The organism is Dielma fastidiosa (assembly GCF_003475485.1).
GTDB classification, from domain to species: Bacteria; Bacillota_I; Bacilli_A; order Erysipelotrichales; family Erysipelotrichaceae; genus Dielma; species Dielma fastidiosa.
The window spans coordinates 548,740-574,384 of sequence record NZ_QRQL01000001.1; the positions used below are offsets into that span (position 1 = coordinate 548,740).

Annotated in this window: 30 protein-coding genes and 1 other annotated feature; of the genes, 11 read left to right on the plus strand and 19 right to left on the minus strand. The window is 40.6% G+C overall.

The window, feature by feature from the left end; genetic code table 11:
- Positions 1-617: 617 nt before the first annotated feature.
- Positions 618-1,037: a hypothetical protein gene (locus DWZ33_RS02860; protein WP_118453718.1), complete on the plus strand. Its 420-nt coding sequence runs from the start codon at positions 618-620 to the stop codon at positions 1,035-1,037.
- 146 nt (positions 1,038-1,183) lie between these two features.
- On the opposite strand, the gene DWZ33_RS02870 is transcribed toward DWZ33_RS02860, so the two are convergent.
- The 3 genes from DWZ33_RS02870 to DWZ33_RS02880 all read right to left on the minus strand — a co-directional run bounded on the left by DWZ33_RS02870 (position 1,184) and on the right by DWZ33_RS02880 (position 3,720).
- Entirely contained in the window at positions 1,184-2,377 is a 1,194-nt protein-coding gene (locus tag DWZ33_RS02870; protein WP_118453719.1) for a site-specific integrase, read from the minus strand.
- A gap of 78 nt (positions 2,378-2,455) precedes the next feature.
- Positions 2,456-2,659 (minus strand): excisionase, encoded by a 204-nt coding sequence (locus DWZ33_RS02875; protein WP_002610247.1) that lies wholly within the window; start codon positions 2,657-2,659, stop codon positions 2,456-2,458.
- Complete coding sequence (locus DWZ33_RS02880) at positions 2,659-3,720, minus strand: replication initiation factor domain-containing protein (protein WP_476728656.1); 1,062 nt, start codon at positions 3,718-3,720, stop codon at positions 2,659-2,661. Before DWZ33_RS02880 ends, DWZ33_RS02875 begins: the two co-directional genes overlap by 1 nt.
- A gap of 496 nt (positions 3,721-4,216) precedes the next feature.
- Here DWZ33_RS02880 and DWZ33_RS02885 point away from each other — a divergent pair, with 496 nt between their 5' ends.
- From DWZ33_RS02885 to DWZ33_RS02935, 10 genes are all read left to right on the plus strand, one after another.
- Positions 4,217-4,888 carry a helix-turn-helix domain-containing protein gene (locus tag DWZ33_RS02885; protein ID WP_004847061.1) on the plus strand — a complete coding sequence of 224 codons (672 nt, stop codon included), beginning with the start codon at positions 4,217-4,219 and terminating at the stop codon, positions 4,886-4,888.
- A gap of 440 nt (positions 4,889-5,328) precedes the next feature.
- Positions 5,329-6,222: a Rossmann-like and DUF2520 domain-containing protein gene (locus tag DWZ33_RS02890; RefSeq protein ID WP_009320104.1), complete on the plus strand. Its 894-nt coding sequence runs from the start codon at positions 5,329-5,331 to the stop codon at positions 6,220-6,222.
- The gene (panB, locus tag DWZ33_RS02895) at positions 6,197-7,024 is read left to right on the plus strand and encodes a 3-methyl-2-oxobutanoate hydroxymethyltransferase (protein ID WP_004847068.1); all 828 of its coding nucleotides are present in this window, start codon (positions 6,197-6,199) and stop codon (positions 7,022-7,024) included. Before DWZ33_RS02890 ends, panB begins: the two co-directional genes overlap by 26 nt.
- An 11-nt stretch (positions 7,025-7,035) precedes the next feature.
- Entirely contained in the window at positions 7,036-7,881 is an 846-nt protein-coding gene (gene panC, locus DWZ33_RS02900; RefSeq protein ID WP_004847070.1) for a pantoate--beta-alanine ligase, read from the plus strand.
- 13 nt (positions 7,882-7,894) lie between these two features.
- Positions 7,895-8,275, plus strand: a complete 381-nt coding sequence (gene panD / locus DWZ33_RS02905) for an aspartate 1-decarboxylase (protein WP_004847071.1) — start codon at positions 7,895-7,897, stop codon at positions 8,273-8,275.
- A 499-nt stretch (positions 8,276-8,774) separates the two neighbouring features.
- Positions 8,775-9,080 carry a hypothetical protein gene (locus DWZ33_RS02915; RefSeq protein ID WP_118453721.1) on the plus strand — a complete coding sequence of 102 codons (306 nt, stop codon included), beginning with the start codon at positions 8,775-8,777 and terminating at the stop codon, positions 9,078-9,080.
- An 84-nt stretch (positions 9,081-9,164) separates the two neighbouring features.
- Complete coding sequence (locus DWZ33_RS02920; RefSeq protein WP_118453722.1) at positions 9,165-10,070, plus strand: helix-turn-helix transcriptional regulator; 906 nt, start codon at positions 9,165-9,167, stop codon at positions 10,068-10,070.
- Positions 10,067-10,786, plus strand: a complete 720-nt coding sequence (locus tag DWZ33_RS02925; RefSeq protein ID WP_118453723.1) for an N-acetyltransferase — start codon at positions 10,067-10,069, stop codon at positions 10,784-10,786. Before DWZ33_RS02920 ends, DWZ33_RS02925 begins: the two co-directional genes overlap by 4 nt.
- Position 10,787: 1 nt before the next feature.
- Positions 10,788-11,672 carry an SPL family radical SAM protein gene (locus DWZ33_RS02930; RefSeq protein WP_118453948.1) on the plus strand — a complete coding sequence of 295 codons (885 nt, stop codon included), beginning with the start codon at positions 10,788-10,790 and terminating at the stop codon, positions 11,670-11,672.
- A gap of 59 nt (positions 11,673-11,731) precedes the next feature.
- A complete protein-coding gene (locus DWZ33_RS02935) occupies positions 11,732-12,922 on the plus strand; it encodes a coenzyme F420-0:L-glutamate ligase (protein WP_118453724.1) in 1,191 nt (396 codons plus the stop codon).
- 250 nt (positions 12,923-13,172) lie between these two features.
- Here DWZ33_RS02935 and DWZ33_RS02940 read toward each other — a convergent pair whose 3' ends face one another.
- From DWZ33_RS02940 to DWZ33_RS03015, 16 genes are all read right to left on the minus strand, one after another.
- Positions 13,173-13,427: a TfoX/Sxy family DNA transformation protein gene (locus DWZ33_RS02940; protein ID WP_022937397.1), complete on the minus strand. Its 255-nt coding sequence runs from the start codon at positions 13,425-13,427 to the stop codon at positions 13,173-13,175.
- Between the two features lie 21 nt (positions 13,428-13,448).
- The gene (locus DWZ33_RS02945) at positions 13,449-14,105 is read right to left on the minus strand and encodes a phosphatase PAP2 family protein (RefSeq protein WP_182425482.1); all 657 of its coding nucleotides are present in this window, start codon (positions 14,103-14,105) and stop codon (positions 13,449-13,451) included.
- Between the two features lie 56 nt (positions 14,106-14,161).
- Positions 14,162-14,485: a phosphoribosyl-ATP diphosphatase gene (gene hisE / locus DWZ33_RS02950; RefSeq protein WP_022937395.1), complete on the minus strand. Its 324-nt coding sequence runs from the start codon at positions 14,483-14,485 to the stop codon at positions 14,162-14,164.
- A complete protein-coding gene (gene hisI / locus DWZ33_RS02955; RefSeq protein WP_118453726.1) occupies positions 14,478-14,810 on the minus strand; it encodes a phosphoribosyl-AMP cyclohydrolase in 333 nt (110 codons plus the stop codon). Before hisI ends, hisE begins: the two co-directional genes overlap by 8 nt.
- Positions 14,807-15,571 (minus strand): imidazole glycerol phosphate synthase subunit HisF, encoded by a 765-nt coding sequence (hisF, locus tag DWZ33_RS02960; protein WP_118453727.1) that lies wholly within the window; start codon positions 15,569-15,571, stop codon positions 14,807-14,809. Before hisF ends, hisI begins: the two co-directional genes overlap by 4 nt.
- A gap of 1 nt (position 15,572) precedes the next feature.
- The gene (hisA, locus tag DWZ33_RS02965; RefSeq protein WP_118453728.1) at positions 15,573-16,289 is read right to left on the minus strand and encodes a 1-(5-phosphoribosyl)-5-[(5-phosphoribosylamino)methylideneamino]imidazole-4-carboxamide isomerase; all 717 of its coding nucleotides are present in this window, start codon (positions 16,287-16,289) and stop codon (positions 15,573-15,575) included.
- On the minus strand, positions 16,286-16,900 hold the full coding sequence (gene hisH, locus DWZ33_RS02970) for an imidazole glycerol phosphate synthase subunit HisH (RefSeq protein ID WP_118453729.1): 615 nt from the start codon (positions 16,898-16,900) through the stop codon (positions 16,286-16,288). Before hisH ends, hisA begins: the two co-directional genes overlap by 4 nt.
- Positions 16,897-17,478, minus strand: coding sequence for an imidazoleglycerol-phosphate dehydratase HisB (gene hisB, locus DWZ33_RS02975; protein ID WP_118453730.1), 582 nt, complete (start codon positions 17,476-17,478; stop codon positions 16,897-16,899). The genes hisH and hisB overlap by 4 nt, the downstream gene beginning before the upstream one ends.
- Positions 17,475-18,485 (minus strand): pyridoxal phosphate-dependent aminotransferase, encoded by a 1,011-nt coding sequence (locus tag DWZ33_RS02980; protein WP_118453731.1) that lies wholly within the window; start codon positions 18,483-18,485, stop codon positions 17,475-17,477. The genes hisB and DWZ33_RS02980 overlap by 4 nt, the downstream gene beginning before the upstream one ends.
- Positions 18,485-19,762: a histidinol dehydrogenase gene (hisD, locus tag DWZ33_RS02985; protein ID WP_118453732.1), complete on the minus strand. Its 1,278-nt coding sequence runs from the start codon at positions 19,760-19,762 to the stop codon at positions 18,485-18,487. Before hisD ends, DWZ33_RS02980 begins: the two co-directional genes overlap by 1 nt.
- Positions 19,756-20,394, minus strand: coding sequence for an ATP phosphoribosyltransferase (hisG, locus tag DWZ33_RS02990; RefSeq protein ID WP_118453733.1), 639 nt, complete (start codon positions 20,392-20,394; stop codon positions 19,756-19,758). Before hisG ends, hisD begins: the two co-directional genes overlap by 7 nt.
- 1 nt (position 20,395) lies before the next feature.
- Complete coding sequence (gene hisZ / locus DWZ33_RS02995; RefSeq protein ID WP_118453734.1) at positions 20,396-21,505, minus strand: ATP phosphoribosyltransferase regulatory subunit; 1,110 nt, start codon at positions 21,503-21,505, stop codon at positions 20,396-20,398.
- Between the two features lie 35 nt (positions 21,506-21,540).
- Positions 21,541-21,777 (minus strand) — a binding site (T-box leader).
- A gap of 303 nt (positions 21,778-22,080) precedes the next feature.
- The gene (locus DWZ33_RS03000) at positions 22,081-22,941 is read right to left on the minus strand and encodes an alpha/beta fold hydrolase (protein ID WP_118453735.1); all 861 of its coding nucleotides are present in this window, start codon (positions 22,939-22,941) and stop codon (positions 22,081-22,083) included.
- Between the two features lie 105 nt (positions 22,942-23,046).
- Positions 23,047-23,724 carry a hypothetical protein gene (locus tag DWZ33_RS03005; RefSeq protein ID WP_118453736.1) on the minus strand — a complete coding sequence of 226 codons (678 nt, stop codon included), beginning with the start codon at positions 23,722-23,724 and terminating at the stop codon, positions 23,047-23,049.
- Positions 23,725-23,814: 90 nt separating this feature from the next.
- Positions 23,815-24,732: a DUF7916 family protein gene (locus tag DWZ33_RS03010; protein ID WP_244925840.1), complete on the minus strand. Its 918-nt coding sequence runs from the start codon at positions 24,730-24,732 to the stop codon at positions 23,815-23,817.
- A 53-nt stretch (positions 24,733-24,785) separates the two neighbouring features.
- Positions 24,786-25,574 carry a MurR/RpiR family transcriptional regulator gene (locus DWZ33_RS03015; protein ID WP_118453737.1) on the minus strand — a complete coding sequence of 263 codons (789 nt, stop codon included), beginning with the start codon at positions 25,572-25,574 and terminating at the stop codon, positions 24,786-24,788.
- Between the last annotated feature and the right edge of the window lie 71 nt (positions 25,575-25,645).

Consider the following 25,645-nt stretch of genomic DNA (forward strand, 5'->3'; position numbering starts at 1 on the left):
AATAAAAATTTTGTAAATTCAGCGTCAAAAGGTAAAGAATTCAAATCTCAACGGTTTCGGGAATACCGTTAATCATTAGGGCTTTCTCAAGTAAGCGAGTATCTGCCAGTCATACCCATTGTCTGTCTCCCCATCCATAGGAGTTAAACAAAGTTTTACCAGCATGCGATAACCCTGAGCTGAATCTGTGAAGATTTACTGCCAAAATTTTATTCATAACTTCTTATATCATGGTACAAGAGCTTCCTTTTATATAAAAGCGTATAACCAGATAATTTCTGCCTTCATGTTCAAAACACATCGGCAAACCAAGAAACATTTGATTTCATGAGGGTCATCATTGCTTCAAGGCATTGAGGATGACATGCATTGCAGCTGTCTCCTTTAAAAGTTACCCATTTCTAACTAGACGGCTAAAAAAAGAAGGAATTCTTATCTAGTGACAGCCGCCATAATTAGCTTTGGTTAACTTTATGATTAAATTATAACCAGTTCGTTACCTCTTGTCAACTATTTTATAACAATAATTTCAACCTGCATAATAATGTTAAATAAATCAAACAAGGGCGCAGCATGGTATAATCATCTTAATAATGATTCTGATTAAGGAGGCCCTTATGAAACTAGTATTTACCTTAGCGGATGTCGATTACAATGTTCAAAGTATCTTACAATTTTTAGATAACAGTCAAACAGCTTATTGGACAGAACCTATCTTTGCTTTCATTCCACAAATTGACCGCAGCAAGATTTACCAATTAGAAAAGCAAGATCAAAAACTATATTTAAGAACTATTTTCACACAACTGGTTGAAGAAAATAAAAATACGTTAAAAGCTAAACGCATCGCTTATCAAAACCATTGGGAGATATGTCTGCCGCAAATTACCAAAGCTTTAAATTCAGCATTTAAAATAAATCTCGAAGAAGAATTTAACGATATGAACGCAAAAATTACATTCAATCCAATATGTCCTCGTTCACTGTCTGAGCATAGCTTCGATTTATTTGATAATAAATTATATATGTGTTTTTGACTATCTTTTTATATCTTCTTAAATGTCCGCAAAGCCTTATTTTATCGGCTCTACGGGCATTTTGCTTTTGTGGTAAACCTCACATATCTAGGTCTATCTTCTTATATTTTCTCTATCAAACGTGGTTAAAATCGTGGTAAATACTTCTATGCAATTAGACGCTGAACCTCTGATTTTGCGGTATCTATGGACGCATGAGCGTACCAATTCATTGTGATACTAATGTTTGAATGCCCCATGATATACTGTAAATCTTTTGGGTTCATGTTCTTGCTTGCCAGCCTTGTGCAGAACGTATGGCGTAGCGTATGCGGTGTGATATGTGGCAAGGGATTGTCTTTGTGGTGCTTGTTGTATTTCTTTACCATACGGACAAATAAGGCGTTGTAATCAATCGCAACTTTTGGCTTGTCCTTATGATTGACAAATAGGAAATTGCCCCGTCCGTCTATCACAAATGGTTCTGCCTTTGGGCGTTTCTTCATAACCCGTTGAAATGCCTGTATCGTTTCTCTGCTTAATGGTACTTGCCTTATTCCGCTTTTCGTCTTAGGCGTTTCAATATAATAGCCTTGTTCCTTGCTCTTTAGTAACTGGTGGTCGATAATCACAACTTCATTCTTGAAATCAATATCGGCTACTGTCAGTCCGCACAGTTCCGAGATACGAAGTCCTGTTTTTAACAGTATCAGCACATCATCATAATACTTGTGATACACATTGTCCGTCTTGATGAATGAGAGTAAGGCTTGTTCCTGTTCCTCTGTCAATGCAACTTTCTCTTTGGTATCATTTTCTAGGACTTCACTTAACTTGAAATCAAAGGGATTTTTCCTTACACAATCGTCTTGTATGGCGATATAGAATGACGCTTTTAACGAGCGTTTATGGTTGTTAATGGTGTTATAGGAAAAGCCTTTGTCTTTCATGCGTAAAGCCCATTCTTTAGCGTCAGAGGGTTTGATTGTATCAATGCTCCTAGCACCTAACTTGTCCTTTTTCAATAACCGCATGAGCTGTTCCCGTTGTTTTATTGTGCTTTTCTTCAAGTTTGCCCTCTGTGCGTTCTGTTTGGCGTAGAGTTGGCAAAGTGTCATTTTCTTGCCTGTGCTGTCGATACCGTCCTCAATATCCCGTCTTATCTGCTGTTCCAGTTCACGAAGTGAGGGTTTTTCCCGTTTTCCCTTTGGTGTCGGGTCTGTGGGTGTCAATCTCCAAGCGTACACATATTTTGTGTTTCCAAATGCGTCCACATATTTATATAAGTATTTTCCGTCTGTTCGTTGGCTCTCTCCAGTATGCAGGATACGTCCTTTACTATCCCGTCTTTTTTCTTTCATGGTGTCTGCTCCTTTCCTTGTTGGAAAGAGCCTTGATATGACTTGTGTTCATCATAACACATACAAGGCTCATTTGCATTAGATTGCGTCCAATTTATCAATGACCTTTTCAAACTGTCGGCGTTTAATCTGTATGCGGTTGCCATTCATAATGAGCCAGCCAGCGTCCTTGTTTTCCTCTGCCAAGCGTCTTAACTTGTTTTCTCCGATACGGAAATACTTTGACGCTTCTTCAATGGTAAGGGTGTATTTTTCCCATACGGGAATATCGTTGTTATTCATCAGATACCCCCTTTCCCATGTTTCGTGTCATACTGGATATAGGGGATAAGGTCGGTGCGGTCTATCCTCTGTAAGTGGGCGGTTAATTTACTGGAAAGGGAACTGCTGTATCTTGCCCTGTCAAGCATAGTTCCCACTTTTTCCAGTCCACCTAATGCATCATGTTCTTCTAAGAAATAAAAACTTTTGACAGCAGAAATCACGCCACCCTCTGTGAGCCATTGCTGTGTTTCCTCAAGGGAATTATGTAGTTTCGGTACTTGCAGTTTCAAGACTTCCACAGCCCCTAAAAATCGTTCCCAAAACCGACACGTTTTCCATCTGCTCTTATTACTTTCATTTCTGTTTGGCACGACAAAGCGTAGGTTGTTTGCCAGTAGCCCGAAAGCCAGTTCCCCAAGTTCCAGCGGTCTGTCCTTAAATGTCATGGCAAAAACATGAGCCTTATCATCACGCAGTTGCATTTCTGTTCGTTTCCAACTGCCGACTTCCTCAAGCGTCTTATTATGTTTTGAACAGACTTCCTTATCCTTATCATAAAAGCGGTAGGATAATCCAGATTTTCCAGCACCGATATAAACAGTCTTTGCGGTGTCGAAATCGTCAAACTTGCTTTCATCAAAGTGGTAGCCCTCACTATTGGAGATAAATTCCTCTTTTTCGCATTTCTTCTTTATCTGCTCTATGGTAAAGAATGGCTTTTCGTTCTTATCATCAATGGCAATATCAAGTCTTGTGAAATGAAAATTATCCAGTCCGTATCTTCGCTCACAGCGTCGGAACATATCCCCAAAGGTATAATTCCTACTGTCGAGAATACGGAAAATATCATCACAACCTCTGCCAGTCATAACAAGATAACAGCCTAGCCCCTGTGGGTTGTCCTCTGTCTTTCTTGCGTCCCCCGATACATAAATATCTCCAATCTGCCAGCGTGCTTGATAGGTTTTGTATTTAATGCTTGCCGGATAGACATTGAAAATATCAGTCGGTAAACCTAAAATGTGCATGATTACATCTTCAGCGGTTGCCGTTTCAAATACAATGCTGATGTAATCAATCTTAACGGATAAATTTTTGTGTGTAGTTATAGTGCATTACTCCTTTCGTATGCCCCGTTTTTTTGCGGGGTAAAAATAGCGTTTTGTCCTTTATTTATCACAGTTTCTAGGTACTATGACATGTATGCGCAGGGCGGTGTTACATATACGCCCTTTACGAGCGCCTAAAGGCGTTCCCTTTCTTCCTGTGTCTGTTCCGTTCTTAACGCTCACGAGCCTTGAGAGGCTCGTGGCTAAACGAAACAGCCCCAGTCAGAAACCCTATTTTTAGTCTGATAGTCCATGCTCATTCATGCTATCAAAGTGAAAACATCTCTTATATATGCTTACTCAAGTGTGTGATTGACCCTAGCGTGCTTAATCACTCTGTCTGATAAGATAATAACGCCACTAGAATTACTTGTCAAGAAGTTTCGATTGACTTTTCGATATATATTAAGTATGATATGCTTATAAATGACAATAAAAGCAACGAAAGGAGCGGTTATACTAAGTTATGGAGTATTATGAAAAGAAAATCAGTTTCTTAGGAGAAAACATACAAATCATAAGAAAACACAGGGGAATGAAACAACAGGAACTTGCCAATAAAATCGGTATCAATATGCAGAGCCTTTCCAAGATTGAACGAGGTGTGAATTATCCTACCTTTGATACATTGGAAAAGATAATGGACGTGCTGGGAGTAACACCGAATGAATTATTGTCGGGGGAATGGAAATATATTGACCACACCGAGCCATATATCATGGACGTTATCAAACGAGAACAGGATTTTAATGTTTCCTTAGATTATTTGTCTGAAAATGAATTTTTCAATGACGAAAAAGAATGTAGATTTTACATGGAAACTACATTGATTAGATACATTAGCAATTATCTTTCTAGTGAGGTAGTAGAGTTGGAAGAACTTATGGAAATCAAGCAGTTGATACAGCGTCAGAAATTGGAACGCATGATGAAAGTACATAAGGAAATGCGAGGGTTAGACCGATACAGAGAACAGCCCAAAGAGTATAAATATCACGACCCTTATGATGATTGGATATTCCGTCAGCTTGCAGATATAGACAACAGAAACAACATTCCCAACACTTCGCCACAATTAGATTTTAATGAAACGGACTATGAAGATTATCTAAAAGAGAAATGGAATAGAGGACTTTAATTTTCCTCTTGCATGAAAGATACAGCAAACAAAAAGCCCAATCAAGAGTGCAAAGCACCACCAATGGTGGTAAGGCTCTTTACAGGGTTCTTTCTTTTCTGTGGTGGGTAATCAAGCGAAAAATGAAGAAGTGTTTTGTCATGCTTTATATTTTTATCCCGACTTTGATAATTCAGATTGTGAAAATGATTAAATACAGAAAAGCTAAATAACACGATTTATATTAGCATCACTTTAATGATAAATTAGTTAGAGTGGTGCCTTATTTTTTTCTCTGTACAATCACTTAAATAGGTGCTATAGTAATGGGTAGATAGTATTCGAACAGAAACTATACCACATATTTTTTATTTTTAAACCATGAGGATTATATCAGTTTGAACGAGACCTCATCCATGCAGATTTTCATGATTGTCACTTCCCAGAAAGGAGTGATCGATATGAGAGCAGGATTTATCGGAGCGGGGAAAGTAGGATTTTCCCTTGGAAAATACCTGAAGGAAAACGGCGTAGAGATTACGGGTTACTTCAGCAAATCACCGGAATCAGCTAAATCAGCAGCAGATTTTACTAACACAAAACTATATAAGAGTATAGAGGATATCTTAAGTGACAGTGATACCCTGTTTATTACTGTGCCTGATGGACAGATAAGCAAAGTATGGGATTATATGAAGAATCTGGATATTAAAAATAAAAATATTTGTCATTGCAGCGGTTCGATTTCATCAACCGTTTTTTTTGATGGTGAAAACCTCGGTGCAAATATCTATTCGGTACATCCCCTATATGCAATAAGTGATAAGTGCGAATCATGGAAACACTTGAATAAGGCTTATTTTACTGTGGAGGGTTCGGCAGAGAATCTAGATGAGATTAAGAGTATCTTTGAGCGAGCAGGAAATAAGGTAATCGCAATGGGAGCGGAAAATAAATCTCTTTACCACTGCGGTGCAGTAGTTGTAAGCAATCTCGTAAACGGACTTTTTCAAGTGGGGGCTGAAATGCTTGTAAAATGCGGCTTTGATAAAAAAGATGCAAAGAAAGCCTTAGTGCCTTTGTTTACTGGAAATGCCGACACATTGGCAGAAAAAGGAGTTGCGGCTGCCCTCACAGGTCCTGTTGAGCGAAATGATTTGTCGACTATCACAAAACACATTGAAGCTATTAAGGCAGCATGGATAAACGAGTCTGAGGAAAAGGTGGGATATGAGATGATATATCTTTTGCTTTCAGAAAAGCTTCTCAGTATTGCACAGGAAAAACATTTAGACAGTGACTATTTGAAGATGACGGAGGTAATTAAAAATGAAAAACACAGTATCCACTTTTAAAGAACAGAAGGTTAAGGGCGATAAGATTACAATGCTGACAGCCTATGACTATTCGACAGCTAAATTGATGGATCAGTCAGGTATTAACGGTATTCTCGTTGGAGATTCTCTTGGCATGGTTATGCTCGGATACGAAAATACTTTGCCGGTAACAATGGAAGATATGATTCACCATACAAGAGCAGTTACAAGAGGTGCCAAAGATGCCTTAGTAGTTGGAGATATGCCGTTTATGTCATATCAAGTTTCAGTTGAAGAGGCCATGTATAACGCAGGAAGACTTATGAAAGAAGGAAGATGTCAAGCAGTAAAGCTAGAAGGTGGAGCCTCTGTTTGTCCACAGATTAAAGCTATTACAGCTGCTTCAATTCCTGTTATGGCACATATTGGACTTACACCTCAGTCAGTGAACGTTTTTGGAGGCTTTAAAGTTCAGGGAAAAAGTGAAGAGGGAGCAAAGAAACTCATTGAAGAGGCAAAAGCTGTTGAAGAAGCAGGAGCATTTGCGATTGTTTTGGAATGCGTACCTGCAAAATTAGCGGAAATTATTTCTGAAAGCATTAATATTCCTACAATAGGAATAGGTGCAGGATCTGGCTGCGATGGACAGATTCTCGTTTATCAGGACATGCTTGGAATGGTCTCTGACTTTACACCTAAATTCGTAAAACAATTCGCAAAGGTAGGAGATGTAATGAAAGAAGCCTTTGCTGCATATATAGAAGAAACTAAACAGGGAAGCTTTCCAGCACCTGAACACACATTTAAAATTTCAGAAGATGTAATTAACAAGTTATATTAGGAGATAGAACGATGAAAATAGTAAAAACCGTAGATGAAGTGAGAGTTATAGTCAAAGAATGGAAGAAAGAAGGTCTTACAGTAGGTCTTGTTCCTACTATGGGATTTTTGCACGAAGGACATAAGAGTTTAATTACAAGGGCTGTTTCAGAAAACGATAGAGTTGTTGTCAGTGATTTTGTAAATCCGACTCAATTTGGAGTAGGGGAAGATTTGGAAAGCTATCCGAGGGATTTGGAAAGGGATACTATGCTATGTGAGGAGGCAGGTGCTAATTTAATATTTAATCCTGAGCCGGAAAATATGTATTTTGACGATTTTTCAACATATGTAAACATAGAAAGTCTTTCAGAGGAACTTTGTGGAAAATCACGACCAATACATTTCAGGGGTGTAGGCACAGTAGTATCTAAACTTTTTAATATTGTAAATCCCGACAGAGCTTACTTTGGTCAAAAGGATGCACAGCAGCTTGCGATTATAAAAAGAATGGTTAGAGATTTGAACTTTGATATCGAAATTGTGGGCTGCCCTATAGTTAGAGAAGAGGATGGTCTTGCAAAGAGTTCAAGAAATACATATCTAAGCAAAGATGAGAGAAAGGCGGCACTAATTTTAAGCAAAGCAGTTAAGCTCGGAGAAGATATGGCAAAAGCAGGAGAAAAAGATACAGATAAAATTGTATCAGAAATGATTAAGCTTATTGAAACTGAGCCTATGGCGAAAATAGATTATGTTCAGGCTGTAGACGCTGTTTCAGTTAAACCGGTCAAGGAGATGACAGCACCAGTACTAGTTGCCATGGCAGTTTATATCGGCAAAACCAGATTGATTGACAACTTTATTTACGAAGGTTAAACGGGGGTTAAATATGACATTTGAAATGTTAAAGGGGAAGATACACAGAGCTACAGTAGTTCAAGCAGAACTTGATTATGTAGGAAGCATCACTGTAGACGAAGACTTACTTGACAGTGCTGGAATTTTGGAGTATGAAAAGGTAAGTATCGTAGATATAAATAATGGGAACAGATTTGAGACATACACAATTGCAGGAGAAAGAGGCAGCGGAATGATATGTCTCAATGGAGCTGCTGCAAGATGTGTTCAGACAGGTGATAAGATAATCATAATGTGCTATGCACAGATGACTCCAGAAGAGGTAAAGAAAAATCCACCTAAAGTAGTATTTGTAGATGAGGATAACAAAATATCAAGAGTCGCAAGATACGAAAAACATGGTAAGCTATAAGACATGTAATTTGCAAATAAAAAAGGGAATTTCGGTAATTAAAAAATGTAAAAGGTGAAGAATATGTCATCTGCCCTCGTTGTGAGCAAGAAGTTTATAAAGAAGTAATAATTTATCCATTTTGTAACTTTGGCATAATGGCATGGCTTGAAGGAGAAAATGATGAAAATAGCAAACCAGTGAAAGATAAATCTAAGTAAAATCTCAGCTTAACAATTTAATATCTATATTTACAAAGCAGTTGGTCTTATGATTGACTGCTTTTAAAAAAGACACCGTTTAGGTGTGAGGTCTTTTTAGTGTTATTTATAGTCATATCAAGGCTCGTTTAATTATGGTAAATTCGTGGTAAAATGAGTGCTTTTCTATACTTCAAAATATTTGAAAGTATAGTGTTTATACGGATAATCAAAAATTAGATATAAAATTTTATCTAAATAGTGACAAGGGCGCAGTCGGTATCGCAATCCACGAAATCATTCATTTTATATGGTTTAAAGTGTGGCAAGAAATCTTTCATGATCAAGCTGAAGAATATGAAACGCCGCATTTAAAATGGATATTAAGTGAAATGGTTGTTGATCCAATTATGCGTGATCCTTTATTAAGCTCAATTAACCCTTATTTTGAGACTGGGTGTGTCTATGATTATTTTTACACACTATTTATTGATAAAAAGTGCATTCTTGATCACTTATATGAAATGTACCAGCAAATGCCGATTGATAAATTTATGCAGACAAGTTATAAATTTTGTCAAAATCATGAAGCTGAAATACGTCATCACATTGAAACAAACGAATAATTATATGAACCGATATAATCTTTTCTTTTTAATATGACATAGGGTTGTCAGTTTAATGTGCTACAATATCAACAGGTGATAACAATGCAACTACAACGCTATCTTGAAACAATCTGGCTGCTGATTCAGCGACGTTCAATTACCGCTCAGGAACTGGCTGAACATTTTGAAGTATCGGTGCGGACAATTTATCGTGATTTAGATGTGCTGAGTGCGGCAGGAATACCGCTGTATACTGAAAAAGGCCGCGGCGGCGGGATTCGTTTAATGGATGATCATGTATTAAACCGTACCTATCTTACCGATGATGAACAAAAGGAAATTCTGGCTGCCCTCCATAGCTTTAATCAAGTATATGATCCTGCCACATCCTCTGTTCTAAATAAATTTTCCGCCCTCTTCCCCCATCTTGATGTTGATTGGATTCATGTTGACTTTACAAACTGGGCAGTGGATACTTCTAACGAATTATTCAATTTATTTAAAAATGCAATTCTCAACTGCCAATGCCTGCATTTTTCTTATATCAGCAATGAAGGTCAAGAAAGTGAGCGTACAGTCGATCCTTATAAGCTGATTTTTAAAGGATCTGCCTGGTATATCTATGCCTATTGTCATTTACGTCAGGGATTTCGCTTCTTTAAGATTTCACGCATTATTAATCTGACAGTGTTAGAGGAAACCTTCAACAGAAAGCCAATCACAAAACTGCCGTCGATGCCCAAGCCTGATAAACAATTTAATTACACTTTAAGGATTCATCCAAGCATGGGGTTTCGGGTCGTTGATGAATTTGATCCGCATGCTTATACCCGTGATGAAAACGGCTATTTCATCGTTACCGGAACCTTTCCTGATGAAAGCTGGATCATTGGATTTGTATTATCTTTCGGCAATGCCTGTGAATTACTTGAACCTAGTGTTTTGCGGCATGAGATAAACCGTCAATTAAAAGAACTGTCTATATTATATCAAGGAGAACAAGAATGAATTACATACAACTAACAAAAGAAAATATCGATAAAGAGCATTTATGCTGTGCAACTTCAAATAAATTAGGTACTGCGGCAAAAAGAGCATGGCTGAAGCAGCAGCTTGATCAAGGCTTGTATTTTTTAAAGGGTGATGTCAGCGGAAAGGTATTTATCGAAGCGATGCCGGTTGAAAAGGCTTGGCTGCCGATAATCGGCAATAATTATATGATCATTGACTGTTTCTGGGTCAGCGGTAAGTATCAGGGCTGCGGATACGGAAAAGAATTACTCGCAAAATTGATTGACCAAGCAAAAGCCGAAGGTAAATCAGGGCTGGCGGCCATAACCTCAGCGAAGAAAATGCCCTTTCTTTCCGATCCTGTCTTTTTGAAAGCAAATGGCTTTGTGCTGGCTGACAGCTGGGCTCCCTTTGAGTTAGCCGCACTGCCCTTTGATGATCAGCCATTACCTGCCTTTAACTGTTCAAAAGCGCCAGAAGGGCTCTGCCTGTATTACACCGCTCAATGTCCGTTTACCGCTCAATATGCGCCGTTATTTAAAAAGATTGCGGATGAAAACAATATCCCTATGACATTGATCCATATCGATACGCTTGAAAAAGCCAAAGCTTGTCCATCCCCGGTAACAACCTATGCGTTATTTAAAGATGGTTGTTTTGTTACCAATGAAATCTATTCAGAAAAGAAAATTAAAAGCTTCTTGGGAATCTGATATGGAAGAAATTATCGCTAAGTCAATCTTACAGAATGTAAGCTATAAAGCTGGCTGGTTTGGTGTTGATTACAATATGAATCTGTATCGCGGCTGCTGTCATGGCTGTATTTACTGCGATTCCAGAAGCAGCTGTTACGGCATCGATCATTTTGATACGGTACGGATTAAGAAAGATGCGTTGCTGATATTAGAAAATGAACTGCGCCGAAAACGGGTTAAAGGTATTGTCGGTATGGGTGCTATGTCAGATACATATAACCCATTTGAAAAAGAACTCAAACTGTCAAGACAAGCGCTAATGCTTCTTGATCGTTATGGTTTTGGTTTGTCATTAGAGACTAAAAGTGATTTAATTCTTCGTGATCTTGATATTCTTAAAAGTATTTCCGAACATAATAGCGCAATCGTGAAAATGACAATTACCTGTGCTGATGATAACTTAGCCAAACTGATTGAACCAAATGTCTGCCCATCCTCTAAGCGTTTTGAAGCCCTTCAGGCCATGAATAAGGCAGGGATTTATGCCGGTATTTTGTTGATGCCGCTGCTTCCTTTCATCAATGATACATCAGAAAATATAACAGCGATTGTCAAGCAGGCAAAAGAGCATAAGATACCTTTCATTTATCCAATGTTTGGTGTGACACTGCGTGATAATCAGCGTGATTATTATTTAAAGAAAGCAGATGAATTATTCCCCGGCACTGCCCAGAAGATGATTCATGCCTTTGGCAGCAGCTATAACTGTCAGGTGCCGAATGCCCGCCGGCTCTATGCCATATTTAAAAGCGCCTGTGATGAAGCCGGTATCCTGTATAAGATGTCAGACATCATTCATGCCTATCAGCGAAAAACTGTCGAACAATTGCATTTGCATCTGTAAACCTACCCGCTTTTCGTTTATAATAATACTGTAACGTCGTGAGACAAGAAAGGATTCTTATGGAAAGAAAAGTTGGAACTATATCAAGAGGTGTCCGCTGTCCAATCATTCGCGAGGGTGATGATCTGGCAGCCATTGTAGCCTCTAGCGTACTTGAAGCTGCAGAAGCAGAAGGCTTTGAACTAAGAGACAAGGATGTTGTGGCAGTTACTGAATCAATCGTTGCCAGAGCACAGGGTAATTATGCGTCTACAGATGCGATTGCCGAAGATGTAAGAAAGAAGCTTGGCGGTGAAACCATCGGTGTCATTTTCCCGATTCTTAGCCGCAATCGTTTTTCAATTTGTCTTAAAGGAATTGCCAAAGGTGCGAAAAAAGTAGTATTAATGCTGAGTTATCCAAGTGATGAAGTCGGCAATGAGCTAGTATCTTTAGATATGCTTGATGAAGCCGGCATCAACCCTTACAGTGATGTACTGACCTTAGAAAAATACCGTTCATTATTCGGTGAAAATAAACATACCTTTACTGGTGTAGATTATGTTGATTATTACAGCTCGCTGATTAAAGAAAGCGGTGCTGAGGTTGAAATCCTATTTGCGAATGATCCAAGAGTGATTCTTGATTATACTAAACGGATTCTGACTTGTGACATTCATACCCGCCAGCGTACAAAACGCCTGCTTAAAAAAGCCGGTGCAGAAGTTGTATGCGGCTTGGACGATATCCTGAATGCCAGTGTAAATGGCAGCGGCTATAATGAGCAATTTGGTTTGCTTGGTTCAAACAAGTCCACCGAAGAGAGCGTTAAGCTGTTCCCGCGAAACTGCATGCCGTTTGTTGAAGCGGTTCAGCAGCAATTAAAAGCAGGCTGCGGAAAGCATATCGAAGTTATGGTTTATGGTGATGGTGCATTCCGTGATCCTGTCGGCAAAATCTGGGAATTGGCTGATCCATGTGTATCGCCTGCATATACTGACGGACTTGAAGGTACTCCGAATGAATTAAAGCTGAAATATCTGGCAGACAATGATTTCTCTGATTTGAATGGTGAAGCACTAAAAGCTGCCATCAGCGAAAAGATTAAATCAAAAGATGATAATCTTGTTGGCTCAATGGCTTCCCAGGGTACTACACCGCGGCGTCTGACTGATTTAATTGGTTCTCTCTGTGATTTGACCAGCGGATCTGGTGACAAGGGAACACCGATTGTATTGGTACAGGGCTACTTTGATAATTATACGAATTAATCATCCATTTAAAACAATAAAATCCAGGCTCACTGCACAGGTGCCCGGATTTTTTTATACTTATAAGAATTACGTTTTACCATGTATTAACAAGAATTCTTTTGTTTTTCTAACTGAGTATTTTTAATAGCCGATTAAAGTTTTACACATTTTTCCAAGCTTTTGACTCATTTATTACACATTTCTCCAAATCCAGCTTATTTAAGAACATAAAAAAATAATCCATGGTTTACCCACAGATCATTTTTCATTATAAGTTTTTAAAAAACTGCTTCAGATCCTGTTTGACCTCATCAGCTAACAGATTATCTCTAACTCCTTCAATAGCTCCTTCAATACCATAGAGCATATGCAGGCAGGCTCCCTCATCCACCTGTTCCCTGATTTTAATAAAAGCTGTTTTGGCTCCCATTAAACATAATTCTTCTTCATTATGCACACCAATCTGCAGCAACGCGTCTTCCAATACCTTGCCGACATTTGGCAGCTTGCTAAGCTCGCTCATACGATCACCTCTGCCTTAATCTTAGTCCTTTTTATCGTTTAATTCAAGCAGACAATATTTTCTGGTACATGAAGTAAAACAAATCAGTATCGCCAATGCCGCAGCCGCGCCGGCTAATACATCGCTGGCATAATGCACACCCAAATAAATACGGCTCAGCATGATTAAAACAATCAATAAACTTAGTAAGCAAGTAAATAGATACTTCTGCCATTTTACTTCGAGCTTATGCCAGATCAAATAGATTAAATAGCCATAAAAGGCCATCGCCGCCATCGAGTGACCGCTGGGAAATGAATAGCCATCAATTTCAATCAGCCGGTAACCAATCGGTCTTGGTCTGATGAAAAGCTGTTTCAAGAGAACATTACTGGCTGCGGTTATTGCCAGATTGCTGATCATTAAACAAGCCAGTACACGCTTTTTCATTAGCATTAAAAGCAGTGCGCCGATGGCACATAAAAGAACTAAGCCCAGCGTCCCGCCTAATTCAGTCAGCAAGCGCATCAGCGGCGTCAGTGTTTTAGAGATTGCAAGTGATACAAAAGTATAGACTTGCTGATCAAATGCGGAAAGCTGATTCAGTTTCAGCGCACAGGCAATAAATAAAAAGATACAGACAGCCATGGTAAGCAGCAGCTGCCGGCGATATTTTTTCAGCATTTCAAATAATTTCATCCAATCACTCATTTCTTAGTGATTAGGATAACACAACTCAGATAAATTATCAATTTTTACAGTTTCTCAATCGGTTTGCGTTCTGCCTTCAGATTATGTGTTTTAGCGGAACGTCTGCCTAATTCTTCGCATACATCAGCCAATGGAATATCTAACTGCGCAAGCAGTACCATAAGATGATACATTAGATCACAGACCTCATTCACCTGTTCGCTTTTATCATCTTTCATTGCCGCGATTACTACCTCACAAGCTTCCTCACCGACTTTTTTTAATATTTTTTCTAAGCCCTTGTCAAACAGATAGGCGGTATAGGAGCCTGCCTCTGGATTTTGTTTGCGGTCTTTGATGGTAAGATATAGATTTTCAAATTCATTCATCACTTTCTTCTCCTTTAATTGTCCGATAGAAACAGCTTTGATGACCGGTATGACAGGCGGCTCCCTCTTGTCTGACCAGCAGCAAAAGCGTATCCGCGTCACAATCAACATAGATGGCTTCCACATGCTGATAATGACCGCTGGTTTCTCCCTTTGTCCATAGTTCTTGACGGGAACGGCTGTAGTAGCAGGCCAGCCCGCTTGCCAGCGTGCGTTCAAGACTGGCTTTTGACATATAGGCCAGCATCAGCACTTGCCGGCTTGTGCTGTCTTGTACAATGGTGGGTATTAAACCATGATTCTTTTCAAAATCCAACTCGATCATAGGCTTTTCCTCACGGCGATACCCGCTTCAGCCAAAGCATTCTTGACTTCCTTGACTGTAAGCTTTCCATAATGAAACAGCGAAGCCGCCAATGCCGCGTCTGCCGCATCTGCAAGGAATACAGCTTTAAAATCATCAAGGCTGCCGCAGCCCCCTGATGCAATTAAAGGTACACGGGCAACCTTCTGCACTGCCTGAAGCATCTCAAGATCATAGCCCTGCTGGGTACCGTCCGCATCCATACTCGTCAACAAGATCTCACCGGCACCTAACCGCTGTCCTTCCTTTACCCATTCAATCAAATCCAGCCCACTGTCCTTCTGACCACCCTGAGTATAGACATTCCAGCCGCTGTCAGACCGCTTTTTCGCGTCAATCGCCAACACGATGCACTGGCTGCCAAACTTATCAGCACCAGTGCGTATTAATTGCGGGTCATAAACCGCCGCTGAATTTAATGAGACCTTATCAGCACCCGCCAATAACAGTTTTCTTATATCATCGAGTGAGCGAATGCCGCCGCCAACCGTAAAGGGAATAAAAATCTCTTTAGCCACCGCCTCAACAAGCTCACGCATCGTTTCCCGTTTTTCATTGGTCGCTGTAATATCTAAAAACACTAATTCATCGGCACCTTGTTCATAATACTGACGAGCCAGCTCAACCGGATCGCCGACCTCCTTTAAACCAAGGAAGTTAATTCCCTTCACAACACGCCCATCCTTAACATCAAGGCACGGTATTATTCTTTTTGTATGCATATCAAGCCTCCCGGCAGAGCTTAACTGCCGCCTCAAGATCGATGGTATTCGCGTAAATCGCTTTACCCATAATAGCGCCGTCCATGCCGATAGCTTTCAAATCCCGAAGGTTTTGAAGGTCACGGATGCCGCCGCTGGCAATGATTTGAAGTGATACTTGTGAGCGCAGCGCTTTTAACATCGTCAAATTAGGCCCTTGTAATGTACCATCAGTTTTAATGTCTGTCACAATGAGCGTCAAAACCCCCAGTGCTTCCAGATGCTTCGCAAATTCAATATAATTGACCTGGCTTTCAGATAGCCAGCCGCGCACACAGACAAAACCATCCTTACAATCAACGCCGACCGCGATCTGATCGCCGTAACGAGCCAGCGCAGCCTTTAAAAATGTTTCATCTTCTAAGGCTGCCGTACCTAAAATCACCCGTTTTACACCGCAGCTCAGATAAGCTTCAATGGCTTCCATCGTGCGGATACCGCCGCCGACCTCAACCGGCATTTCAGCCTTCTGCACAATCTTGGCGATTAATGCCTCATTCACCCGCTGACCGCATTTTGCGCCATTCAAATCGACGACATGCAGCAGCTGAGCCTTGGCATGATTCAACCGCTTTAAAATGCTGTCAACCTCACCAACTGCTTCCCCTTTTTCATAATCACCTTGAAACAGCCGTACTGCCTGACCATCAAGCAGATCAATTGCCGGAATACAGATCATATTTGTTCCTCCACAAAATATTTTAATATTTTCAAGCCGGTCTCACCGCTTTTTTCCGGATGAAACTGGGCACCGATGATATTCTCATGACGAATCAACCCGCATAAGCGCATCGTTCCATAATTTGAATAAGCAAGCAGATCCTTCTCATCAATTTCAGAAGCATAATAAGAATGCACATAATAGACATAGGCTTCATCATCAATCAGAGAGGTTATAACATCCTGGCCGCATAACTCAAGGCGGTTCCAGCCGATATGCGGAATCTTAACACTTGTATCCTGCATTTTCACAACCTTGCCCTTCAGATAACCCAGCCCCTGTGTCAGCGCGCCTTCCTCGCTGCTTTCAAACAAAACCTGCATACCGAGACAGATCCCTAAGAAGAGCTTTTTCTGATCCAATACCGCCGTATTTAATACCTCAATCAAACCATTTTCCCGCAGATTTCGCATACAGTCACCAAAAGCACCGACACCGGGCAGAATAATTTTATCCGCGGCCAAGATTTGTTCCTTATCGGCGGTAATCATATAAGCTGCATTGAGCTTCTTTAACGCATTTTCTACACTGCGCAGATTGCCCATGCCATAATCAATTACGGCAATCATGCTAAGATCCCCTTGGTGCTGGGCAGCTCATCACCGCTAATTTGCACAGCCTGCCTTAAAGCGCGGCCCAAGCCTTTAAATACCGCTTCAATCTTATGATGATCATTGGTTCCATAGGCAACATTCACATGCAATGTAATGCCGGCATTAAAGCTGAACGCGCGCAGAAATTCTTCAAGCATTTCACAGGAAAAGCCGCCGATCTGTTCACGTTTTAATTCACAGTGATAAACTAAATAGCTGCGTCCTGACAAATCCAACGTTACATTTGCTAATGCTTCATCCATCGGCAGACTCATAAAACCATACCGATTGATTCCCCGTTTATCCGCTAACGCTGTTTTAAAGCATTCACCTAATAAAATACCGCAGTCTTCAATCGTATGATGATCACACACATCAAGATCACCATCAGCCATCAGCTCCAAGTCAAAATTGGCATGAAAGGCAAATAATTCAAGCATATGGTTGAAAAATCCAATTCCGGTCGCAATCTTACTTTGACCGCTGCCGTCAAGGTTGAGTGAACAGCTGATTTTTGTTTCTTTTGTTACTCGCTGCATCTTGCATATTCTCATAAAATCTCCTTATCCGCCTGTCTCAGCAGGCTTATGATCCGCTCATTCTGATCAGGACTGCCAATCGTAATACGAAAGCCGTCATCGTTATAATCACGGATTTTTATATCGTCAAGCAGGCTCATAAAGACTGCTTTTCGTTTGCTTCTGAAATAAATAAAATTAGCTTTTGAAGGATATACAGTAAAATGCTTTAATGATAGACAGGCTGCCAGCATTTTTTCCCGTTCATGGACAATCTGCGCTGTACGGGGTGCGAATATTTCATCATGCTTTAAAACAATCGATGCCGCCCGCTGAGAAAAGCTGTTCACATTATAAGGTACCTTAGCTGCCTTTAAACGCTGAATCATGGCGGGATTACTGATGGCGAAGCCAACTCTTAAGCCTGCCAAGCCATAAGCCTTGGATAAGGTGCGGGTGAGTATCAGATTCTCATAAACAGCAAGCTTATCAATCATTGATTCATCATTAAACTCCGCATATGCCTCATCAATGATTACCGGTATCGGCGCCGCAGCTTCCACCAATTGACATAGGTCAGCCGCTGACAGTGCTATGCCGGAAGGATTGTTTGGATTAGAAAATAAGATTAAATCCGCCTTTTTCCCCATCTGAATGAATGCGTCAAGATCAAAGGGACGATGCAGATCATGCTGAAATTTAAGCAGTTCGGCCTGATGAACGGAAGCATAATAGTCATACATTGAAAAATCAGGATCAAGGGTTAATACGCTCTTGTTAGCTGCCAAAACACTGATTAATAAGCCCAGCAATTCATCACTGCCATTGCCGGCAATTAATTGTTCTGTTGATAGGTTCATCACTTTCGCATAAGCGTTCAATAATTCTTTACATTCATCATCAGGATAACGGTTATAAGCCAAGTCAAGAGCTGCCTGAGCAATTTCTTCTCTAACGGTAAGCGGCAGATTTTCACCGCATTCATTTGCATTCAATAAGATCCCCTGACTCTGCGTTACCTGATAGGTTTTAATCGTCTTCATCACATCCGCACCTTGACCGCATTGGCATGTGCCTGCAGATCTTCTGATTCGGCGAGGGTTACAATCTTTGATCCATAGGCTTCAATTGCTTCCTTTGAATAGTAAAGAAAAGAGGAACGCTTCACAAAGCTGTCCACCGAAAGCGCGCTGGCAAAGCGGGCTGTACCGTTGGTCGGCAGTACATGATTAGTACCGCCCAAATAATCGCCGACACTCTCACATGTGTAATAGCCGAGAAATACACTTCCGGCATTGCGTACTAAGCCTAACAGCGCCCATGGGTCGGCAACCATTAATTCAAGATGTTCCGGGGCGATTGCATTGGCAACCTCCACACAATCAGCAAGTGTCTCACAGAGAATTAATTTACCATAAGCCTTTAATGATTCCGCTATAATAGCCTGTTTAGGCAGCTGTTCACTTTGCCGTTTCAATTCTTCACAAACCTGATCCGCCAGCTTTGATGAAGTCGTAACCAGAATGGCGGAAGCCATTGGATCATGCTCTGCCTGTGATAATAAATCAGCGGCTGTATAATCGGCTCTTGCCCCCTCATCCGCGATCACTAAAATCTCACTGGGCCCCGCAATCATATCGATATCAACAGTGCCATAGACAAGCTTTTTAGCGGCTGCCACATAAATATTACCCGGGCCGACAATTTTATCAACCCGCGGTATGGTTTCACTGCCATAAGCCAGTGCTGCGATTCCCTGCGCACCGCCTGCCAGATAAACCTCATCGACACCGGCCAGCTGTGCCGCATAGGCGATTTTGGGATCAAGCTGACCGCTCTTGCTGGGCGGTGTAATCATAACGATGCGCTTCACCCCAGCTATTTTAGCGGGCAAAACATTCATCAATACACTTGATGGATACTGAGCACGGCCGCCTGGCACATAAACACCGACACGCTCTAACGGCAGGACCCGCTGGCCTAAACAAATACCTAAGGATTGCTGCTGAAGATAATTGTTCTGCTTCTGCGCTTCATGAAAGGCTATAATATTATCCTTAGCCTTTGCCATTGCTTCCTTAAACGCTTCATCCGCCGCCGCTGCCCATTCATTAAGCGCTTCATCACTCACTCTTAAGCTAGTCAGCTCAATGCCGTCAAAAGCTTTCGTATACCGAATGATTGCTTCATCACCATGCTGACGCACATCGCTCAGAATTGACTGCACTTTACTTAATACCTCATAGCTTAAATCATCACTGCGGCTGCGCAGGTATGCTTCCAGCTTTTTTGTTTCCGACTGTTTAATTTGCTCTAACATGATTCATCCTCCATCACTTTCTTCAGATCTTCTAAAAGCTGTGAAATTTCTGCCTGTTTTAATTTAAAGCTGGCCTTATTCACAATTAATCTTGCCGATAAATCACAGACGGTATCAAAAACCACCAGCCCGTTTTCCCTGAGCGTTGAACCCGTCTCCATAATATCAACAATACCATCACATAAGCCTAAAATCGGCGCCAGTTCCACCGAACCGTCAATCTTAATAATTTCTACATCCATACCTCTTTTTTGAAAATATTCCCGGCAAACATTTGGATATTTCGTACCAATCTTAATGTGGCCAAACTTCATTAAAGGGTTCTTATCTTTTAAACCCGCGACGATAAATTTACAGCAGCCCATCTTCAGATCCAGCAGCTCATAGGTCTCATTCATATTTTCCAGCAAAGTATCCTTACCGACAACACCTATATCTGCCACGCCATGATTCACATAGGTGATGCAGTCATTTGCTTTGACCAGAAAATAGCGTATATCCTTAATCTGATCCTGAAATACTAATTGACGTCCCTTATCTTTTAAAGCCTCGATGCCATAACCGGCTGCCGCCAATCTTTCCACGGTCTGCTTTTCTAAACGTCCCTTGGTTAACGCAATTGAAAGACTCATTCTATCCCTCCTCAAACCATACAATGTCAGCCTGATCATCGACCCGCAGCTCGACAATTCCCTGCTGACGCATGAGCGCTGCTTGTTTTAACGCCTCTACCTGTTTACATAACGGATATACCAGAACATGTTTTTTAACACTCACATCACTCATCAGCGGCAGCAGCTGATCCAGCTTGATTGAAAACCCAATCGCCGGCATCGCTTTGCCGAACTTCTCAATCAGATGATCATAACGGCCGCCGCTGATTACCGCACTGCCGGCACCTTGCGCATAAACCTCAAAAATCAAACCGCTGTAATAATTCAGATGCGGTACCTTACTTAAATCATAAGTAATTGCAGCATCGCTAAGCATCGTTAACGCCGCATGCTGTTTTTTCAAGGCCAGCACGATTGCACGCAATTCATCATTGAAACAATAGGACAAAGCCTCATCTAAGATATCCGCTTTACCGCACAGCCATGGCAGCCGCAGAAAGAATGCCTTGCCCGCATCATCCAACTGCAGCTTGGATACTTGTTCATGAAGGGCCGGCAGATTCTTCCTGTCAATCAATTCAGCCATTAAAGCCTGCTGATCATCCACAATGCCATAGGCTAAACAAGCTTGATGAAAAAAATTCACGTTGCCGATTTCAAGCACACTGTCTTTTAATGAAAGCTGATCAATCACCTCACATGCACAGCACAGCACCTCCAGATCGCCTTCCTGCTCATTCATGCCGATCAATTCAATCCCACAGTCGCTCACTTCATTCTGCTTACCAGCTAAATGCTCCTTAACCTTATAGACATTGGCGCAATATCGAAAACGAAACGGCGGCTGCTGATCCTTGAAACGAGCTGCTACCAATCTTGCGATGGGTACCGTCATATCCATCCTTAAAGTTAAAATCTGTCCCTGCTGATCAAAGAACTTATACATCTCCTCATCCTTGGGCAGCATGAAGCCAGTCTGATAAGTCCGATAATATTCAATAGCCGGTGTAATGATTTCCTCATATCCCCAACGCTCGAAAACCGCTTCAATACGATTCTGCATTAATCTTTTAATTCGGCACTCGCGCTGCAGAAGATCGCGGGTTCCCTCCGGAATACTGAATTGCATCTTTATGCCTCCTTTAAATACAAAAAAGCTTTCATCCTAAGGACGAAAGCTGACTTCGTGGTTCCACCTTATTTTATTGACATCTCACAATGCCAACCTCTTCAAGTACAAACATACTCTAGCATGATAACGGATGCAGGGACCCGTTCAGGATTACTTCATTCACCCTGACTGCTCGTGGATGTGTTCAAACTGTTAAACAGGCTTTCTTCCACCAAACGAAAGCTCTCTATACTGCGCCCAGCTCTACTCTTTCCAGTCTTAACATTATTTCTGATTCAATCATAACGCTGAAGAAAATGGATGTCAACCATTTTCTGTAAATTTTCATTAAAATGTAATAATTTGCATTCAACAGACAAATTTAAGTGCAATCATCTCCACCCGATATATACCAGCCTTACCTATCTTTTAATAACATTATTGTATTCGAACTTTTTGCTTAAAATAAATAAAAACTTTAGTTTTTATAATATATTTTGTCTATTATTAATAAATCAGTAAAATAGTAATAATATTTATTGTAATAAAAAAAACGGTGATATTAATCTGACAATCATTTCAATTGTACTATTTCACATAAGAAATTGAATAATCATTTGTTTCTCAGTTTCCGTTAAGCTATGCATATGCCCTCTGCCTGCCAATAAATATGCAGTACAGCTGACAAGCATTTTTTCAGCCTGTGGAATTACCCGTTCAGCTGGAAACATACAATCCTTTTCGCCTGCCATCACTAGCGTAGGAGCGAGACATTTTCGTATTTTATTCGGATCTGCATCACTTGGCATCCCCGCTTTGATTCTTGCGTTATCAATGCTGCACTTTGCCGTTTCAAGCGCGTCATGATCAATGTTCTCCTCAGATACAGCCATTGGCAGAATGGTTTTAATCAACCATTTCGGTTTATGTGTAAGCCGATAGAACAGCATTGGCAATGCCATGCTTATTAAATGGATAGCAGGCGCATTCTTTATTCCTGATGGCACATAAAGCACCGCTTTTTCAATCTTTTCAGGAGCCGCGCACATCGTTTTGGCAAGAATGCCCGCCCCGAAAGAACCGCCGAAACATCGTATTTTCTGGAATCCAAGATTAGATATCACTTCACTTGCCCATTTGCCATAATCATAATTATTAGGCGATAAAGTAGTTTCAGCACTTTTACCGGGATGCCCCATTGTATCAACGGCATAAACATGAAAATTCTCCAACAGAAACGTACACGCTAATAAATTATAGGCGGTAGTCGCATTGCCGCCATGAAATACAAGCAGAGGCGGCCCCGCTTGAATCCCTGTTTCAATTAGATGCGTTTGACCAAAGGAGGTAGCTATATAAATATCGCGATAAGGTACATTAAGTCTCGATAACTGTTCATCATATAGATCGATTATTTTTTGCTTTCCCTGTGCTGATTTATATATCGATTTCATAAATCCTCCATGTTTTCAGATTCTGGATCTGTAATATATCTGATATTTTAAAAACAGCTGCCCTATAAAAGCAAATTCAGGGCAGCTTGTTTCTGATTATAATAACTATTTCTTATGTTTCTTTTCGCCGATCTTTTCAGCAAGTAATTCCAGCTTAGCCTTATAAGCCGCATTTTCAGCCAATGGCACCGCTTCATCAAAAGCCGCTTTCGCATTATCCATTTCATCCAGCATCGTATACAGAATAGCCAGACGTTCAAGATACATTGCCTTAACCTCGCCCTCATTCTCATCAGCAAGAGCGCGCAGCTCCGCAATTCTCTCACGGTTAGGATGAATATAAATATCCATTAATAAATCAACTTCACTGCAGATCAGCTCTGCATTTTTATCCTTAGCGGATAAAGTCTTAATCAATGGTGCGATTTCTTCACACATCTTCTTATTTTCCTTACCTAAGAAATATGGGAAAGTTAGATTTAAGAAAGACAGCTTTTCTTTATCACGAATCTTTAAAGGCAGCAAAGTCTTTAAAATTTCCGTTGCTTTTTTTTCATTATCATTCTTCGTATAGAAATTTAACTTATAGTAATATAAATGATAAGGTGTAAATAAGAACTTAGCCAATCTTGAATCACAGATCTCATTCAGCCGTTTTTCATCATTATTCAGCAGTACCTTGTAAAGTTCGTCAATTAAAGCATTGGATTTTTTCTTTTTCCAAATATAATAAATTAAATAAATAATCGCAAAAACCCCTAAAACTATTAAATATTGTTGCATGATAACCCTCTCTTATTCTCTAATATATACATTCATTCTAACAGTTTTAGTCACTTTCTGCAATAACAACCATCAGACAGCCCGCTTGCATTATCGATTAATTGATCTTGCCATACGGGCATATGTATGACGCTTGCCTCTAATGGCAATGCTGTATGCCATAATACTTTCTGGTACCACCGGCGCAAAACCCGCGTCACCTACATGATGAAGATCCGTACCGCACATCTTGCACATCAAAGCAATATCACGGATCGTAGCTTCCTCAGCGCCTTCCTGAGAGGTGCCGATCGATGTCAGTGTCAAGGCATCTAAAGAATGAGCATACGCAATCATATCCTTTACATAATTTAAAGTGATTCCCGGTACTGTACCCGGCGCCGGAATCAAAATAACATCCGCTCCCGCTTCGACAAACGCACGGATCGTTTCTTTTGTGATAATATTTTCGCCAGCTTCACTTTTTGAACCTGCGGCATGCATCTTACCTGCCATCAATACAACATCATCACCGACTGCTTCCTTCATCATTTTCAGTGTCTCAATGATTGTCTGATTGCTGACACCGGTGCCTGGATTGCCAGTCAGCAAGATAAAATCAATGCCCAGCGCTTTTGCTTTTAGCGCCGTATCCACACTAGCCTGCCGGCCTTCACAAATCGCTTCAATTTGACCCATGGTCTCTGCCCTTGGGTCAATGGGTTCTAAATTAACACCAATCAATCGGCCACTCAGTCTTTTTAATTCACGAATAACCTCACTATCCGCTGCCCCTTGGATTCCGTCAATACGTGGATGATTCACATCAAACATATTCAATAAAAGAATATCCGCGCCAAATGCCGCACTGATTTCCGCGTTGCTAATCGGGGGCAGTAAGCTGTCATGACACAGAGAACACTCTGCAATCAACACGCGTCCCTCACTTGCCTCTAAAGATTCCAGCAATTCTTTTTTATTCATTGCCTCCATATCAGAAAAACCACAGTCCAAAAAACGTTTCATCATCTTTACCTCCTGTTTACAGTTTCAGTATAACAGGTGTCTTTGATAAACGCTGTTCAGCTTTTTTCCAATTTTGGAAAATTCGCATAGGCAAACGCAAGCTTCACGAAAAGACAAGAAATCTGAGCGGCTGTATCCAGAATTGTATCCTTAAATTGAAAAGGAAAAATATAAGGTGTCAGCTCTTTAAACCTTTCTTCATAGGTAGCGATAATGATTAAAAATGTTTTCCCTTCACCCTTCAGCTTAATCAGCCAGTTCCAATGCTCCTTGATCCATGTCCCCTGCAAGCTGATAAGCCAAATCAAAGCTGATGACTTTAAGCGATACGCCATAAAATCCTCATCGAGATCTCTTGGCACACCCTGTACCTGAATATGAAACATCTCCAGATAATTGCGCATCACATGCACACAGGTATAGCTATAAGGGGCATAACAAATACCGATTTCCATCCCCGCCCGCATCAATGAAGCTGCTTTTTGAATCATTGCTTCATCATGATACTGCATATAAAAGGCTAGGTTATGCTGTTCCTGCTCTAAATAAGATAAACATGCCTGTTTATAGCTGGTTTGGGCAAGTTCAAGCTGTTTAGGAATCACCTGAAGCTGTTCATCACAAATACAATCATTCCGCAGCTCCTTAAAGCTTTTATAATTTAATTTATGACAAAACTTAGTAACTGCTGAAGCCGTCGTACAAGCCTGCTTTGCGATATCTTCAATCAGTATGTTGGGAAAGCGATTATATTCCCTCATCAAAACAACGGCAATCTCATAATCCACAGAGGATTTTTCAGCTGTATATAAGAAAACCAGCAGACGAATATAAGCATTATTCATAATCGACTTCTTTTGCCTTGGTTTATTGATTTTTCCATCCCGGCGCTCCTTTTATAATGATGAAAAAGAGT